The organism is Streptomyces sp. LS-MS-L19, from assembly GCF_058382285.1.
In genome coordinates, this window is sequence record NZ_JBYCLL010000001.1 from 2,006,033 (window position 1) to 2,021,749 (window position 15,717).

Consider the following 15,717-nt stretch of genomic DNA (forward strand, 5'->3'; position numbering starts at 1 on the left):
ATGGACTTCGCGTTCGACGCGCGCACCGAGGAGCTGCGCGCCAAGCTGCTCGCCTTCATGGACGAGTACGTCTACCCCGCCGAGGCGGTCGCGGAGGAGCAGCGCGCCGAGCTCGCCTCGCCGTGGGACACCCCGGCCGTGGTGGAGGAGCTGAAGGCGGAGGCGCGCAGGCAGGGCCTGTGGAACCTCTTCCTGCCCGACGCCGAGTACGGCGCGGGGCTCACCAACCTCCAGTACGCGCCGCTCGCCGAGATCACCGGCCGCTCCCCGCAGCTCGCGCCCACCGCGCTGAACTGCGCGGCGCCGGACACCGGCAACATGGAGGTGCTGAGCCAGTTCGGGGACGAGCGGCAGAAGAAGCAGTGGCTGGAGCCGCTGCTGGCCGGTGAGATCCGCTCCGCGTTCGCGATGACCGAGCCGGAGGTGGCCTCCTCGGACGCCACCAACATCACCACCTACATCGAGCGCGACGGCGACGACTACGTCGTCACGGGCCGCAAGTGGTACATCTCCGGGGCGATGAACCCCGACTGCAAGATCTTCATCGTGATGGGCAAGACCGACCCGGACGGCGCGGACATCCGCCGCCAGCAGTCCATGATCCTGGTCCCGCGCGACACCCCGGGCGTCACGGTCGAGCGCGCGATGCGGGTCTTCGGCTACGAGGACCACTACCACGGCGGCCACGCCGAGGTGATCTTCGACCACGCGCGCGTGCCGGCGTCGAACCTCATCGGCGAGGAGGGCGGCGGCTTCGCCATCGCCCAGGCCCGCCTCGGCCCGGGCCGGATCCACCACTGCATGCGGCTGATCGGCATGGCCGAGCGGGCGATCGAGCTGATGTGCCGCCGGGCGGTGTCCCGCAACGCCTTCGGCAAGGCACTGGCCCAGCAGGGCGTGGTCCACAACTGGATCGCCGACGCGCGCGTGACCGTCGAGCAGCTGCGGCTGCTGGTCCTGAAGACGGCCTGGCTGATGGACACGGTCGGCAACCGGGGCGCCCACACCGAGATCCAGTCCATCAAGATCGCCACGCCCCGCGCGGTCGTCGACATCATCGACCGGGCCATCCAGCTGCACGGCGCGGGCGGGGTCAGCCAGGACTTCCCGCTGGCCGAGCTGTACGCCGGCGCCCGCACCCTGATGATCGCGGACGGCCCGGACGAGGTGCACCAGCGGTCGCTGGCCCGGCGGGAGCTGAAGAAGTACCTGTAGGGGCTGTTACGGCCGCAGAGCCCGCAGCAGCAGGTCGGCCAGGTGGTCGGCCACCTCCTGCGGGCTCATCGGTCCGTCCGGGCGGTACCAGGTGGACAGGTGGTGGACGGACCCGAAGTGGTAGTCCACCACCAGGTCGGCCGGGGTCGCCGTGGAGAAGACGCCCGCCGACTGGCCCTCCTCGACCAGCGCCCGGAACCGCTCGTGGTACTTCCGCCGCTCGGCCCGCACCTGCTTGTTCTTCTCCGGGCTGAGGTGGTGCATGGACCGGAAGAAGATCATCGCGTCGTCGAGGTTCTCGATCGTGGTGACCACGACGTCGGCCGCCGCGGCCCGCAGCCGCTTCTCGATCGGCTCGTCGGTGCCCGCGAGCGCGTCGAGCCGCTCCTGCTGGACGCGCAGCACGCGCGCGTACACCTCGTGCAGGAGGTCGTCCTTGGAGCCGAAGTAGTGGTACAGCGCCCCCTTGGTGACGCCGGCCGCCTCGACGATCTCCTGCACCGAGGTGCGGTCGTAGCCCTGCTCGGCGAAGAGCCGGGTGGCGGCGGCCAGCAGCCGCTGCGGGACGGGCGTACCGTCTCCGTCCGTCGTCCTGGGCACTGTGCCGCCACCTGCCTTCCTGGAGGTCATTCACTGCCTTGCGGTTGGGAACGCAGTTCCCGACGGAGGATCTTCCCACTTGCCGTCTTGGGCAAGTCGGGCAGGATCTCCACCTGCCGCGGGTATTTGTAGGCGGCCAGTCTCTCCTTGCAGTAGGCGGCGAGCGCATCGGGGTCGGTTTCGGCACCCGGACGGAGGCTGATGTACGCCTTGACGGTCTCCCCGCGGTACCCGTCCGGCACCCCGACGACGGCCGCCTCCCGCACCGCCGGGTGCGTGTAGAGCACGTCCTCGACCTCGCGCGGCCACACCTTGAAGCCGGACGCGTTGATCATGTCCTTCTTGCGGTCGACGACATAGAGCCAGCCCTGCGGGTCCATGAACCCGATGTCGCCCGTGCGCAGTTCACCGTCCGGGAAGGTCTCGGCGGTCGCGTCGGGCCGCCGCCAGTACCCGGGCACGACCTGCGGTCCCCGTACGACGATCTCGCCCTGCTCCCCGAAGGGCACCTCCGCGCCCCGGTCGTCGAGGATGCGTACGACGGTGTCGGGCCCCGGCACACCCACCGCGAGCGTCCCGGACACCGGGTCGACGGGCGCCTCCAGCTGCGGCGGCACGGAGGCGCAGGGCGCGGTGCACTCGGTCAGCCCGTAGCCGTTGCGGATGTACGGCCCGAAGCCGGCCCGGAACTTCTCCACCAGGGCGGGCGGCAGCGGGGCCCCGCCGGAGGAGATGTTGACGAAGGACGAGAAGTGCTCGCGGGTGACGTCCGGGTGGGCGGCCAGCGCCATGAACGCGGTCGAGGGGCCGACGGTGTAGTGCGGCTTGTGCTCGGCGAAGGCCTCCAGCACCACGCCCGCCTCGAAGCGGTAGGTCAGCACGAGCGTGCCCACGCTGTTCAGGCACGCCCCGAGCTGGCAGACCATGCCGGTGATGTGGAACAGCGGCGCGAGGGCGTAGTACACGGGCGCGTCGGGCAGCGCGAGTCCGGTCCGCTGCCGCTCGGCGTTGAACATGATGTTGCCGTGCGTGTTGGTGGCCCCCTTGGGGGTGCCGCTGGTGCCGGAGGTGTAGCTGATCAGCGCGATGTCCGCGGGCGTGAGTTCCCGGCCCTCGGGCGCCTTGTGCCCGGCGCGCGCGACCGCGGTCAGGTCGTCGGCGTCCTCCGCCCGCGGCAGCCGCTCGAAGCCGAGCACGCGCGCGTCCCCGCGGGTCTGGAAGTCCAGCTCGCACCCGGTCAGCGCGATCCGCACCGGCGAGCCGGCCGCCGTCTCGCGCAGGTACGACTCCCAGGCCCGGTCGGAGCAGATCAGCGCGGCCACCTCGCCGTCCCGCAGCACATGCCCGACCTCGCCCGCCTTGTACATGGGGTTGACCGGCACCACGGTCGCGCCCGCCTTCCAGGCGCCGAGCAGCGCGAGCACGAAGAGCGGGGAGTTCTGGAGCAGGATCGCCACCCGCTCCCCGCGCTCCAGCCCGCGGGCGGCGAGGTACCCGGCGACGGAGTCGCTGAGCTCGTCGACCTCGCGGTAGCTGAGCCGCCCGTCGAAGTAGGCCAGGAAGGGCCGCTCCGGCGCCTCGCCGACGGCCCGCCGCAGGGCGTGCACCAGCGAGTCGTCGGGCGCGATCGGACCGCGCTGGGCCTCGCTCAGCAGGCCGAGCCAGGGCTTGGCGGCGTACCGGGAGTCGCTCATCGGGCCTCCTCCCACTTCTGCTGGAGGTGGTTCATCCCGGCCAGCCACCGGTCGGGCGCGGCGGCCCGCGCCTGGTAGTACTCGGCGGCCTCGGGATGCGGAAGGATCAGGAACCGGTCCTCCTCGATGCCCCGGAACAGGGCCTCGGCCACGTCCTCCGGCTCCACGGCGGTCGGCTTGAGCACCAGGTCCCCCGCGCTCCCGGTGGCGGCGAGCATGTCGGTCCGCACGCCCTGCGGACAGATCGCGTGCACCTTGATCCCGCGGTGCCGGTACGTCAGCGACAGGTACTCGGCGAAGGCGAGCGCCCCGTGCTTGGTGACGGCGTAGGGAGCCGCCCCGATCATGGTCAGCAGCCCGGCGGCGGACACGGTCGACACGAACCGCCCGCTGCCCCGCTCCAGCCACGCCGGAAGCAGCGCGTGGGCGGCCCGTACGTGCGCCATGACGTTGACGTCCCAGGAAGTGGCCCAGGCGTGCTCGTCGAGCGGCGAGTCGGCGTTGCCCCCCTCGAAGGCGACACCGGCGTTGGCGCAGTAGACGTCGACCACGCCGTTCAGGGCTTCGAGCGCGTCGGATACCACGGCGGAGGCGTCCCCGGCCACTGCGATCCCGTCTATCTCCTCGGCGACAGCCTTGGCCCGCCCGGCATCCAGGTCATTGACGACGACCCGGGCCCCTTCCGCAGCAAACCTCCGGGCCAGAGCAGCCCCGATGCCACCTCCCGCTCCGGTAACAACCACTCCGGCGTCGTGCAGGGCTTCCACCATCGGTCTCCTTCGACTACGGCTCGACTGCCCGGTCAGACTAACCGGTCGGTATGTTGGAAGGAAGGGTGACGAAGACCTACCTGGGGGCGCGGGGAACTGCGCGACAAGCCACGAAGCACCCGCAGCCTCCCCACTACCCGCGGAAGCACATACGGTCCCTTCATGCGCCTATCCAGACGAACCCTGCTAGCGGCAGCAACGGCAACGGCGTCCCTCACCTCGACCCCACCGGCCTCCGCGGCCAAGCCCAGCCGCAGGCGAACCGGTTTCGAGAACCTAGCCGCATCCGGATACGCCAAGCTCAGCGGCCAGCGCATCGGCATCGTCACCAACCCCACCGGCGTCACCCGAGACGTCCACCACATCGTCGACGTGATGCACGCCGACGAGAGGGTGAACCTGGGGGCCGTCTTCGGCCCCGAACACGGCTTCCGGGGCACCGCGCAGGCGGGCGGCTCCGAGGGCCGCTACGACGACCCGGCCACCGGCCTCCCCGTCTACGACACGTACCTCAAGAGCGGCCAGCCCCTCGCCGACATCTTCACCGCCTCCGCCGTGGACACGATCGTCTTCGACATCCAGGACGTCGGCGCCCGCTTCTACACCTACATCTGGACGCTGTACGACTGCATGGAGGCGGCCCAGCTCGCCGGCAAGCGTTTCGTCGTACTGGACCGCCCGAATCCCGTCACCGGCCGCCAGGCCCAGGGCCCGGTCCTGCACCGGGAGTTCGCGACCTTCGTGGGCCGGCAGCCGATCTCCCAGGCGCACGGCATGACCGTCGCCGAACTGGCCCGCCTCTTCAACGGCGAGTTCCTCACCACCCCGGTCCCCCTGGACACCGTCCTGATGACGGGCTGGCGGCGCGAGGAGTTCTACGACGCCTGGGAGCTCCCCTGGGTGCCGCCGAGCCCGAACATGCCCACCCCCGACACGGCGCTCGTCTACTCCGGCACCTGTCTCTTCGAGGGCACGAACCTCTCCGAGGGGCGCGGCACCACCCGCCCCTTCGAACTCCTCGGCGCGGAGGGCCTGGACGGCCGCTGGGCCGCCGCCGCGAACGAACTCGGCCTGCCCGGCGTGCACTTCAGGGAGGCCTACTTCGCCCCCACGTTCTCCAAGTTCCAGGGGAAGACGATCGGCGGGGTGCAGATCCACGTCCACGACCGGCAGGCGTACGACCCCGTCCGCACCGGCGTCGGACTGCTCGTGACCGCGAAGAGGACCTGGTCCGGCTTCGCCTGGCGCTCCGACAACTGGATCGACAGGCTCACCGGCTCCACCCGGGTCCGCACGATGATCGACGCCGGCGCGAGCACCGACGAGGTCGTGGCCGGCTGGCGGGACGAGCTGAGGGCGTTCCGGCGGATTCGAAAGAATTACCTCCTCTACGGATGAGCCATGACGTATGGCCAACTTCGCCCGGTAGTAGGACGATGCGCACCACTGCGGGGGACGAGGGGGCCCGTCATGGCGGATCCGGCGATGAGTGTGACGCCGTACTGGGAGCTGACGTTCGACGCGGACGGCGACCCGGACACCGGCCGGCGGGACCGGCTGCTCACGGAGGTGGTGGCCCGGGGCGTCGAGGACCTGGTCGTCTTCTCGCACGGCTGGAACAGCGACCGCTCGGGCGCGACCCGGCTCTACAGCCACTTCTTCGCCCCGTTCCCGGAGCTGGCGCCGGCGGCGAAGCTCGGGTACGTGGGGGTCGTATGGCCGTCGATGCGGTTCTCGGACGAGCCGATCCCGGACTTCCCGCGGGCCGTGGCCGCCGAGCTGCCGCCGCGTCCGGTGCTCGACAAGGACACCCGGCACGCCCTCCTGGAGACCTTCCCCGGCCGGGCCACGGTGATCGACCGGTTGGCCCGGTTGCTGGACCAACAGCCGCGGGAGGAAACCGAGTTGGAGGAATTCGGGCGGCTGGTGCGGCTGCTGGTGGAGATCGTGCCGCCGGGGCCGCAGGCGCTGTTCGGGGCGGACACGCTCGCCGAGGGGGTGCCGCAGGACGAGCCGGAGTTCCTCGCCGGGTCCACGGCGACCGTGTGCGAGGAGTTCGCGCAGGCCATCGCGGATCTCGAAGCCCCCGACGGGGCACGGGGGTTCACGATTCCCAACCCGTGGGACGGGGCGCACGAACTGCTGCGGCAGGGGACGTACTACGCGATGAAACGGCGCGCGGGCACGGTCGGTGAGCGCGGGCTCGGCCGGGTGATCGGGCAGCTCGCCGAGCGGGCGCCCGGGGTGCGGGTGCATCTCGTGGGGCACAGCTTCGGCGGGCGGCTGGTGTCGTTCGCGCTGCGCGGGCTGCCGGAGGGGGTGCACACGGTCAAGTCGGTCACCCTGCTCCAAGGGGCCTTCTCCCACTACGCGTTCGCGACCCGGCTGCCGCACGACAGCCGCGCGGGAGGAGTGCTCCAGGGGCAGCAGAACCGGGTCGACGGGCCGCTGGTGTGCTGCTACTCCAGCCATGACTCGGCGCTCGGCACGCTGTATCCGCTGGCCTCCCGGATGGCGGGGGACGCCCAGGGGGTCGCGGAGTTCGGCATCGGGCAGGTGCTGGGCGCCAAATGGGGTGCGATGGGCCACGACGGCGTGCAGGCGGTGCCCGGCACGCCGTCCCTGAAGCTCGCCGACGCCCTCAGGAGGCTTCCCAGGAAGGGCTGTGTGAACGTCGACGCGGCGGCCGTGGTCCGGCGCGGCGGGCCGCCCTCCGGGGCCCACAGCGACATCGTCCACCGTGAACTGGCCCAACTGGTGCTGGCGGCGGGCCGTATTCACTGACCCGCCGCCAACTGCCCCACGACTCGCGCGTGTTACCGGTGCGAGGTGAACTCCACCACCTGCTGGAAGGTCGGACGGTTCTGCCAGCTGATGTTGTAGTGCTTGATGCCGCCGAGGGTGCGCTGGACGATCGAGTCGGCGCACCACTGGTCGCCCGCCGAGCACAGGTCGTCGCCCGGGTAGACCTGGGCCGCCGTCTTGCCGGCCGCGGTCTTCAGGGTGCTGATGAGGATGTCCCGGCAGGCGCTGAGGCTGCCGCCGCCGCAGTACTTGTTGGCCAGCGGCCCCTGCACGTTCTCACCGAGGACCGCGCGGACGTCCTTGTCGACGTAGCTCCACCAGCCGTACTGGAAGGAGCTGCCCGCGTGGGCGCCGGTGGGGCCGTGCGCGGCCGACGGGGACTCGTCGACGGGCAGGTTGGCCTGGAAGGCGGTGTACAGGTCGGTGCCGAGGCCCGGTTCGAAGATGCCCTTGGCCAGCAGGGGCCACCACGCGTCGAGGATCCGGATCGCGTCGGCGTCGGCGTACTTCTTGGAACCGGCCGAGGTCTCGGTGCGCTTGCCGCCCGCCGTCAGCCAGGTCTGGAGCTTGGTCACCGCGGCCGCGGCGGTGGAGTCGGTGACCGTCGAGCTGTTGATCACCTTCAGCAGGTCGGGCAGGACGTCCTCGGCCCGCAGGTCGGCGAGGGAGGCGTCCGCCATGGCCTTCACCAGCGAGGCCCTGGTGACCCCGCCGGCCGCGACCAGTTTCTTGACCCGGTCCTCCAGCAGGTTGCCGCGGTGCACGGAACCGTCGCCCCAGGAGGCCGTCGCGTAGTCGAGCGCCTGCTTGTTGTTCCAGGAGATGTAGTAGTCCTGGTCGATGGAGTTGGGGTGCGCGGAGGCCGGGGTGTAGTCGGCGGTGTTGGTGGTCGGGTTCCAGTTCTTCCACTCGTACGCCGACTGCGCCCACACCGGGAACTCGGCGTCGACGCCGGACGCGCGCACCGGGTTGTTGCCGCTGTTGTAGTACGCGGTGTGCGAGGAGTCGGCGTAGAACCAGTTGAAGGTGTAGTTGATGTGCTGCACGGCACTCTGGAAGGTCTGCGGGCTCTTGACGTAGTCGGGGTCGTTCAGCATCTGGAAGCCGATGATCGAGTCGGCCTCGTGCATGAAGGAGGAGCGCAGGGTGGTGTAGGCGACCTTCTTGCCGCCGACGGTCGCCCGGTACTCGACGGGCCCGTACTTCGTGCGCCAGACCCGCATCGTGTACGACCCCGCGGCGGTGCCGTCGGCCGTGGTCGGGGCCCAGGAGTTCTTCTGCTCGATCTTGTCCATGGCCGTGCAGGTGCCGTGGTACAGGTAGTGGTAGTCGTCCTGGCACAGCTCGACGGCGTAGGTGTCGATGATGTCCTGGCCGGAGGTCGTGGCGGACCACGAGTAGTCCTGGCCGCGGCCGAGCTCGACGTACATGCTCAGCCCCGCGAAGGAGGCGCCGCGGGCGCTGATGCCCGGGCCCTGGATCTCCTGGAGCATGAGGAGTTGGGGCGCGAAGTAGCCGGTCTGCGGTCCGAAGACGGCAACGGGGTGACCGCTTGCGGTGTACTTCCCGCTGACAACGAGCGCGTTGGACATGCCGCGCTTGGCCGAGGTGAGGGCGTTCGCGGTCGCCGTGGCGGAGGCCGCGCTCGCGCTCTGGTCGGCGCCGGTGCCCGTGGCGTCGTAGACCAGCGGCTCGGTGCTCACCGAACCGGCGTCGGGCAGTGCCTCGCCCTGGGGGTTCGCGGGTTTGCCGGCGTACGGGAAGCTCTCGCCGTTGTGGACGGTGAGGACGGCCTCGGGGTCGTTGCGCTCCCGGAAGGACTCCCAGACCTCGGTGCCCTTCGTCACGCCGTACTGCTCCTGGGCGGCCATCAGCGAGATCGCGTTGTTGACCTCGCCGCCGCCTCCGGAGCCGAAGAGGGCGCCGATGACGGAGGCCAGCGCGACCAGGTCGGTGATCTTGAAGTGGTCGATGGTGCCGGCGTTGGTGACGGAGTCCTTGTGTCCGGTCAGGACGTACTCGCCGGGGAAGTAGCGGCCGCTGTCGGAGGCGTCGATGTAGGCGTTGATGCCGGCGAGGTAGGCGTTGGCATCGGCGAGTGCCTGCTGGCCGCGGGCGCCGTTGGCCGCCACCGCGTTGTCGATCTGCGCCTGGAGGTCGGCCTCGCTGTAGGGGGCGTTGCGCCAGAACTGCTGCTCCAGGCCCTGGTTGGAGGCGGCGCCGCCCGCGAAGGCGGTCAGCTGGCCGCGGCCGACGTGCCGGAAGACGTCCATGAGCCACAGCCGGTCCTGGGCGGCCGCATAGCCCGCGCCGAACTCGGTGCCGTATCTGGTGGTACCGGTGATGTGCGGCACACCCGTCTTCTTGTCGCGGACGATCGTCACGTCGGTGCGGCCGGCGGGGCTGAGGGTGGAGGCGACCTGGTCGGAGGGGACCCCGAACGAGGCGTCGTTGAAGAACGTATTGATGGTGGAGTTGGTGAGCGTGGGGTACCCCTTGGCCAGGTTGGCGTAGGGGCCGAGCTGGTCCTCGGCGTGGTCGGGCTGACTGCCGAAGGCCTGGTTGAGGAGGATTTGCGCGAGGGTGGCGTTGCCGTTCTCGCCGGGCGGCAGGATGTCGGAACACTGGCCGCCGCAGTAGTCGTTGGAGGCGGCCGCGGTGGCCGTGGTCTGCGCGAGCGGGGACAAAAGACCCGCAACCAGGACGCATATGGATGCCGACTTCAGGAACCCGGAGAGTCTGCCGGGAGTTCTCAGTCTGTCAAGGAGGGTGCGCGAGTTACGCCGAGGCATGGCAGCTCCAACCGACGGGGGGTGTGCCGGGACGTTACCGCCGGTATCCCCGGGATTGAAGATGAACATGCGTCAAGTTTTGGCAGGGGTGCGTGGGCTTATGGAGGGCATCGGAAATCGGATGGAGCCAAATCGCTTGTCGATACGTCTATTCGGCGACGTCCGAACGACGACGCCGAAGTGACCGAAGTACAGGTGCAGGTGTGACGGAGGTGCAGGGCGATGGCCGGTTTCCGGAGTCTGGCGAGACAGGTGCGAGATCCGCGGTGCGATCTGGCGCTTCGGCGCTACTCGCTGCGCAAGTGCCTTGAGCGGTTCGCTCCGTACGGGCACAGGGCGACCTGGGACCATTTGTGCTCCCGGGCGGGATTCGGTCCCGAGGACCGCTCCCCCGACCCAGCGCGGCTCGTGGCCGCACTGGAGGAGTTGGAGGAGGCCCGCTCGGTCTGGCTCGCCTACGAGGTCGAGTTCGCCGAGCGGCGCAAGAAGGAGAAGCACGACGGGTTGCGCAGGCCGGGCAGTGTGGACGACTGGCACCGGCTGACCTGGGGCGGGTTCGGTGTCGCGTGGTGCGACGACCCCCGCGTCCACCCCGATGAACCGCTGGCGGAGGTGCTGCGCCGGCTGATCTCCGCGCTGGAGCGCGAGCCGGGCGCGGTGTGCCCGGTGTGCGACGGGGAGCGGCTCGTCTGGAAGTACGAACTGGACCACGAACCCTCGACCGGTCCGGTCTGCGCGGACTGCGGAATCCTGGTGCCGCGGCCCGTGCTCACCCCGGAGGCCCTGGCGGACGCCAGGCGCGGACGGCTGCTGATGTCGGCCTAGAGCGAGTGCGCGCTGGGGGTGCGCCGGGGATGCCGCACCCCCTGTTTCTGTCGGTCCGTGGGGTGACCGCTGGCATCATCGAGTGATGGTGCAGGTGTGTCTCAACGGTCCGCGCGGGGCCGCCGACGGGTCGGCGGTGCCGCTGACGCCCTCGGCGCTGGCCGAGTCGGCGGCCGAGGCCGTGGCGGCGGGCGCCACGGACATCCACGTCCACCCCAAGACACCGTGCGGGCAGGACACTCTGTCGCCGCGCGCGGTCGCGGAGACGCTCGAGGCGATCCGTGCGCGGGTGTCGGTCCCGGTCGGGGTGACGACCGGCGCCTGGGCCGAACCGGACCCGACGGCCCGGCTCGCCCGTGTCCGGGCCTGGACGGTGCTGCCCGACCACGCCTCGGTGAACTGGCACGAGCCCGGTGCCGAGTCGATGGCCGCGGCGCTGCTCGACCTGGGGGTCGGCGTGGAGGCCGGCATCTGGTCGGGGACCGACGCGGCCGAGCGGTTCGCGGTGTCTCCGCTCGGGCCGAGGGTGCTGCGGGTCCTGGCCGAGGTGATGGACACCGAGGCACCGGAGGCTTCGGCACACACCCTCCTCACCGCACTCGGCCCGGCCCACGGCCGCCCCGTGCTGTTGCACGGCGAGGACGGCGGCGCGTGGCCGGTGCTGCGGCTGGCCGGGAGCCTCGGCCTCGCGACCCGGATGGGCCTGGAGGACACGCTCCTCCTGCCGGACGGCCAACCCGCGCTGTCCAACGCTCAGTTGATCGCCGGGGCACTGGCCCAGTACGGGTGCGCCCAGCGGTCGTCGTAGGGCAGGCCGAGGAGTTCGGCACGGATCGCGAGGTGCGGCTCACCCCGGGCCAGCAGGCGGTCGGGGGCGTGCCGGGAGAGCCAGGTCCGCAGATCGACCACGGCCGCCTCCTCGCCGTAGAGGAACCAGTGGAACGGCGAGTCGTCGACGAGGAGTTCCTCCAGCCACCGGTCGACGCACTCGGCGAGATGCCCGTCGGCGACCGGGCTCGCGTGCCAGCGGTCGAGCAGCGGGGTGACCGAGCGCAGGATCGAGGCGCACAGTTCGAAGATCTCGACGATCCAGTACGGCGGCTTCGGCATGGTGAGGATCTCCTCCCACCAGGCGCGCACGAACGCCTCCACGGCGGCGGACTGTTCCGCGGGCCAGGTGCGCCAGTCGACCACGGCGAGTCCGTGGAAGCCGAGGCCGAGCGGCTCCATCTCCCCCATGACCAGCGCCCGCGCGCCCTGCGGCAGCAGACGGCGCATCGCGGCCGCGTGGTCGTCGAAGTGGCCGGACACCTCGAAGGTGTACATCCGCAGCACGTCCGCCGGAATCCGGGTGTACGGCGTGCGCAGGTACGCGGCCTCCTCCGGGAGGTGGCAGAGCCCGCAGGCCTGCTCAGTAGGGCTGCTGAAGCCGTTGAAGACCGTCTCGATGTCGGCGAGGGCCGCGTCAAGGGCCGGTGACGTCATGGGAGTTGATCCCGTCAGGACTCCGGGCACGGCGTCGCCGCCGGCCGAAGATCGCGACGCTACCAGGGCCGGGGTGGGGGGACCAGCGGGTTTTTGGACCGCCGCGATCCGGCCTCCGCTGCATGCGGCGTTCGCCAGGGACGCGGGAGTCCCCCACCACCGGCTCGGCTCAGCCGCACCCCTCCGTCTCCTGGTCCGGTCGCCGCGCCCGGCCCCCGTTCCGCTGCCGTCCCCCGCTCTGCTCCACCAGCAGGCGCGATCCCGTGTGGCGGTCGCCGAAGACGTCGTCCGGGTTGGACAGGACGCAGGTGTCCAGGGAGAGGCAGCCGCAGCCGATGCAGTCGGTGAGGTGGTCGCGGAGCCGGTTCAACTGCTTGATGCGCTCGTCGAGTTCGGAGCGCCAGGCCTCGGAGAGCCGCGCCCAGTCCTCGCGGGTGGGCGTGCGTTCCTCGGGGAGTTCGGAGAGGGCCTCGCGGATCGTGGCCAGCGGGATGCCGACCCGCTGCGCGGCCCGCACGAAGGCGACCCGGCGCAGCGCGTCACGGGAGTAGCGACGCTGGTTGCCCGTGGTGCGGCGGCTGCTGATCAGGCCCTTGGACTCGTAGAAGTGCAGGGCGGAGACGGCGGCGCCGCTGCGGGCGGCGAGCTGGCCGACCGTGAGCTCGTGGATCTTCTCGGGAATCTGGGGCACCCCTCGAACCCTACCCATGCCCTCACCCCGTGGTCCGTTGACAGGGGCTCTCCGGCCGACCATGCTAAGCAGTCGCTTAGAGACTATGTGGCGAGGAGGCCGGGACATGGCAGAGCCGAGGATCTTCACGGGCGCGGACGACCTGAAGGCGGCGGTGGGCGAGGAGCTGGGGTACACCGACTGGCTGGAGGTCGACCAGAAGCGCATCGACCTGTTCGCCGAGGCCACCGGCGACCACCAGTGGATCCACGTCGACCCGGAGAAGGCCGCCGCGGGTCCCTTCGGCACGACCATCGCGCACGGCTACCTCACGCTGTCCCTGCTGCCGCTCTTCGGACCTCAGCTGATCAAGGTCGAGGGCGTGACGATGGGCGTCAACTACGGCACGAACAAGGTCCGTTTCCCCGCACCGGTCCCCGTCGGCTCCCGGCTGCGCGCCACCGCGCGGATCACCGGCGTCGACGACGTGGCGGGCGGCGTGCAGGTCACCGTCGCCTTCAGCGTGGAGCGCGAGGGCGGGGACAAGCCGGTGTGCGTGGCGGAGTCGGTCTCCCGCTACTACCTCTGAGCGGCTACTTCGCCGCCCCCACCATCCGCAGCACGAGGTCGGCGTCGAGCGCGCCGACCTCGTCCGGCGTCCAGGGGCCGTCGACGTTGAACCAGCGGGCCACGTCGATGCAGAGCGACATCACGGCGAGGGTGGTGCCCTTGACGTCGAGAACGTCGAACTCGCCGGAGGCCACGCCGTCCTCGATGATCCCGCGCACCTCGGCGTCGCACTGGCGGCGCAGGTCGAGGATCTCGGCACGGGCGTCGGGGCCGAGGGAGTCGAGTTCGTACTGGACGACCCGGGCGGTGGTACGGCCGCCGGCGTGCCAGCGGACGAAGGAGCTCACGGCGTCGGCGAGCCGCTCGGTGGCGGTGCCCTCGCGGCGGGCCGCGACCTGGAGGATCTCCAGGGCCTTGGCGTGGCCGATCCGGCTGATGCGGTGGAGCAGCTCTTCCTTGGTCTTGTAGTGGATGTAGAGCGCGGCGGGGCTCATGCCGGCCCGGCCCGCGATGTCGCGGGTCGTGGTGGCGTGGTAGCCGCGCTCGGCGAACGCCTCCACCGCGGCGATGAGCAGCCGCCGCGCCGCGTCGGGCGTGACCTCACCCCACGCCGACGTCTCGCCGCCGGCCGTCTCCTCCGCCGTACTCATCACACGCCCCTCTCCCACTGTTCGGAGCCCCCACCATACCGCCGAACCTGAGCGAGCGCTTAGCCAGTGTGCGGGGAGGTAGCTCCGGGAGGTGCGTCGGTGGGGTCACCGACCCCGCTCACAGCTTCTCGAAGGGGTCGTGTTCGGCGAGGAGCTTCTCCAGGCGGGCCTGGTCGACCCGGCTGACGATCTGGCCGGCCTCCTGGCGGTCGCGGATGACCTTGGCCAGGGTGAAGGCCGAGGTGACGAGATACAGGACGGCGATGGCGAGGAAGCCGCGCACCCAGGCGTCGGCGTTCAGCCGGAAGATGCCGATCGCGGTGGCGGCCATGGCCACGGCGAAGGAGGCGACGGCCTGTCCGTAGAAGGCCGCCGTGTTCTGCTGCTTGACCGGTGTGTCACTCATGGCAGGAGTCTCGGCCGTCCGTGACCCCCGCCACATCCGCTCAGGTACTCAGACCGTACTCAGAACGCCGACACACCCGTCAGCGCCCGCCCGATCACCAGCTTCTGGATCTGGCTCGTGCCCTCGTACAGGGTCATCACGCGTGCGTCCCGCAGCAGCTTCCCCGCCGGGTACTCGTCGATGTAGCCGTAGCCGCCGAACACCTGGAGCGCGTTGTTCGCGGCCCGCACCGCCGCCTCCGAGGCGAACAGCTTGGCCTTGGAGGACTCCACGGCGAAGGGCCGGCCGCGGTCGATCAGATCGGCCACCCGCCAGGTCAGCAACCGTGCCGCGTCCACGTCGACGGCGATGTCGCTGATCAGTTCCTGGACCAGCTGGTGCCCCGCGATCGGCTTCCCGAACTGCTCGCGCTCACCGGCGTACCGGACCGCCGCGTCCAGCGCGGCCTGGGCGATCCCCACGCACCCCGCCGCCACCGACATCCGCCCCTTGGCCAGCGCGGACATCGCGACGGAGAACCGCTTGCCCTCGGCACCCAGCATCGCGGAGGCCGGCACCCGCACCCCCTCCAGGACCAGCTCGGCGGTCGCCTGTCCGCGCAGCCCGAGCTTGCCGTGGATGGTCCGGCGGGTCAGACCGGGGGTGTCGGTCGGCACGAGGAACGCGGAGACACCCTTGTGCCCCGGCTCGTCCGTCGAGCGGGCGAACAGCAGCACCACATCGGCCCAGGTCCCGTTGGTGATGAACATCTTGGTGCCGTCGATGACGTACTCGTCCCCGTCCCGCACCGCACGCGTGACGAGGTTGCCGGCGTCGGAGCCGGTCCCCGGCTCGGTGAGGCCGAAGCAGCCCACGTACTCGCCGGAGGTGAGACCCGGCAGCCAGCGCCGCTTCTGCTCCTCGCTCCCCCACGCGGCGACCGTCTTGGCGACCAGTCCCAGCGAGACGGACACGATCCCGCGCACCGAGGAGTCACCCCGCCCGAGCTCCTCGGTGACCAGGCAGTACGCGAGATGGTCGCCGCCCGAGCCGCCGTACTCCTCGTCGATCGTCAGCCCGAGGAACCCCACCTCGCCGAGCTTCTTGACGATCGAACGGTCGACCTCCTCGGCGCGGTCCCAGGCGACGACATGGGGGGCGATCTCACGGTCCACGAAGTCCCGCGCCAGCCGCCGGACGGCGGTCTGCTCCTCGCTGAGCCCCAGGTCGACCACGAGATCACCCCACTGTGAGAG

General features: G+C 70.8%; 15 protein-coding genes. 6 read left to right on the plus strand and 9 right to left on the minus strand.

The annotated features are described in order from the left end of the window. Positions 1 to 1,215, plus strand: a complete 1,215-nt coding sequence (locus AC2XR2_RS08770) for an acyl-CoA dehydrogenase (protein WP_491514719.1) — start codon at positions 1 to 3, stop codon at positions 1,213 to 1,215. 6 nt (positions 1,216 to 1,221) lie between these two features. On the opposite strand, the gene AC2XR2_RS08775 is transcribed toward AC2XR2_RS08770, so the two are convergent. From AC2XR2_RS08775 to AC2XR2_RS08785, 3 genes are read right to left on the minus strand one after another with little or no spacing between them, the layout of a single operon-like run. Beyond that, positions 1,222 to 1,815, minus strand: a complete 594-nt coding sequence (locus AC2XR2_RS08775) for a TetR/AcrR family transcriptional regulator (protein ID WP_381299426.1) — start codon at positions 1,813 to 1,815, stop codon at positions 1,222 to 1,224. Between the two features lie 26 nt (positions 1,816 to 1,841). Next, the gene (locus tag AC2XR2_RS08780; RefSeq protein WP_491514720.1) at positions 1,842 to 3,509 is read right to left on the minus strand and encodes a class I adenylate-forming enzyme family protein; all 1,668 of its coding nucleotides are present in this window, start codon (positions 3,507 to 3,509) and stop codon (positions 1,842 to 1,844) included. Next, positions 3,506 to 4,279: an SDR family NAD(P)-dependent oxidoreductase gene (locus AC2XR2_RS08785; RefSeq protein ID WP_491514721.1), complete on the minus strand. Its 774-nt coding sequence runs from the start codon at positions 4,277 to 4,279 to the stop codon at positions 3,506 to 3,508. Before AC2XR2_RS08785 ends, AC2XR2_RS08780 begins: the two co-directional genes overlap by 4 nt. A 162-nt stretch (positions 4,280 to 4,441) precedes the next feature. Between AC2XR2_RS08785 and AC2XR2_RS08790 the strand changes: the two genes are divergently transcribed. After that, positions 4,442 to 5,677 (plus strand): exo-beta-N-acetylmuramidase NamZ family protein, encoded by a 1,236-nt coding sequence (locus AC2XR2_RS08790; protein WP_491514722.1) that lies wholly within the window; start codon positions 4,442 to 4,444, stop codon positions 5,675 to 5,677. A 72-nt stretch (positions 5,678 to 5,749) separates the two neighbouring features. Then, complete coding sequence (locus tag AC2XR2_RS08795) at positions 5,750 to 7,063, plus strand: serine-threonine protein kinase (RefSeq protein WP_491514723.1); 1,314 nt, start codon at positions 5,750 to 5,752, stop codon at positions 7,061 to 7,063. A gap of 32 nt (positions 7,064 to 7,095) precedes the next feature. On the opposite strand, the gene AC2XR2_RS08800 is transcribed toward AC2XR2_RS08795, so the two are convergent. Then, entirely contained in the window at positions 7,096 to 9,876 is a 2,781-nt protein-coding gene (locus tag AC2XR2_RS08800) for a penicillin acylase family protein (RefSeq protein WP_491514724.1), read from the minus strand. Between the two features lie 222 nt (positions 9,877 to 10,098). Between AC2XR2_RS08800 and AC2XR2_RS08805 the strand changes: the two genes are divergently transcribed. Further along, the gene (locus tag AC2XR2_RS08805; RefSeq protein ID WP_330267975.1) at positions 10,099 to 10,701 is read left to right on the plus strand and encodes a hypothetical protein; all 603 of its coding nucleotides are present in this window, start codon (positions 10,099 to 10,101) and stop codon (positions 10,699 to 10,701) included. Positions 10,702 to 10,786: 85 nt separating this feature from the next. Next, complete coding sequence (locus AC2XR2_RS08810) at positions 10,787 to 11,509, plus strand: 3-keto-5-aminohexanoate cleavage protein (RefSeq protein ID WP_381299420.1); 723 nt, start codon at positions 10,787 to 10,789, stop codon at positions 11,507 to 11,509. On the opposite strand, the gene AC2XR2_RS08815 is transcribed toward AC2XR2_RS08810, so the two are convergent. Both AC2XR2_RS08815 and soxR read right to left on the minus strand, forming a co-directional pair. Beyond that, positions 11,455 to 12,186, minus strand: a complete 732-nt coding sequence (locus AC2XR2_RS08815; RefSeq protein ID WP_491514725.1) for a hypothetical protein — start codon at positions 12,184 to 12,186, stop codon at positions 11,455 to 11,457. The two genes, AC2XR2_RS08810 and AC2XR2_RS08815, sit on opposite strands and share 55 nt — an antisense overlap. 169 nt (positions 12,187 to 12,355) lie before the next feature. Beyond that, on the minus strand, positions 12,356 to 12,877 hold the full coding sequence (gene soxR, locus AC2XR2_RS08820) for a redox-sensitive transcriptional activator SoxR (RefSeq protein WP_330267972.1): 522 nt from the start codon (positions 12,875 to 12,877) through the stop codon (positions 12,356 to 12,358). A gap of 106 nt (positions 12,878 to 12,983) precedes the next feature. Between soxR and AC2XR2_RS08825 the strand changes: the two genes are divergently transcribed. Next, the gene (locus AC2XR2_RS08825; protein ID WP_449350079.1) at positions 12,984 to 13,445 is read left to right on the plus strand and encodes a MaoC family dehydratase; all 462 of its coding nucleotides are present in this window, start codon (positions 12,984 to 12,986) and stop codon (positions 13,443 to 13,445) included. A 4-nt stretch (positions 13,446 to 13,449) separates the two neighbouring features. On the opposite strand, the gene AC2XR2_RS08830 is transcribed toward AC2XR2_RS08825, so the two are convergent. The 3 genes from AC2XR2_RS08830 to AC2XR2_RS08840 all read right to left on the minus strand — a co-directional run bounded on the left by AC2XR2_RS08830 (position 13,450) and on the right by AC2XR2_RS08840 (position 15,696). Then, positions 13,450 to 14,076, minus strand: coding sequence for a TetR/AcrR family transcriptional regulator (locus tag AC2XR2_RS08830; protein ID WP_330267971.1), 627 nt, complete (start codon positions 14,074 to 14,076; stop codon positions 13,450 to 13,452). A 118-nt stretch (positions 14,077 to 14,194) separates the two neighbouring features. Next, entirely contained in the window at positions 14,195 to 14,482 is a 288-nt protein-coding gene (locus tag AC2XR2_RS08835) for a YiaA/YiaB family inner membrane protein (RefSeq protein ID WP_330267970.1), read from the minus strand. A 59-nt stretch (positions 14,483 to 14,541) separates the two neighbouring features. Next, entirely contained in the window at positions 14,542 to 15,696 is a 1,155-nt protein-coding gene (locus tag AC2XR2_RS08840; protein WP_491518422.1) for an acyl-CoA dehydrogenase family protein, read from the minus strand. Between the last annotated feature and the right edge of the window lie 21 nt (positions 15,697 to 15,717).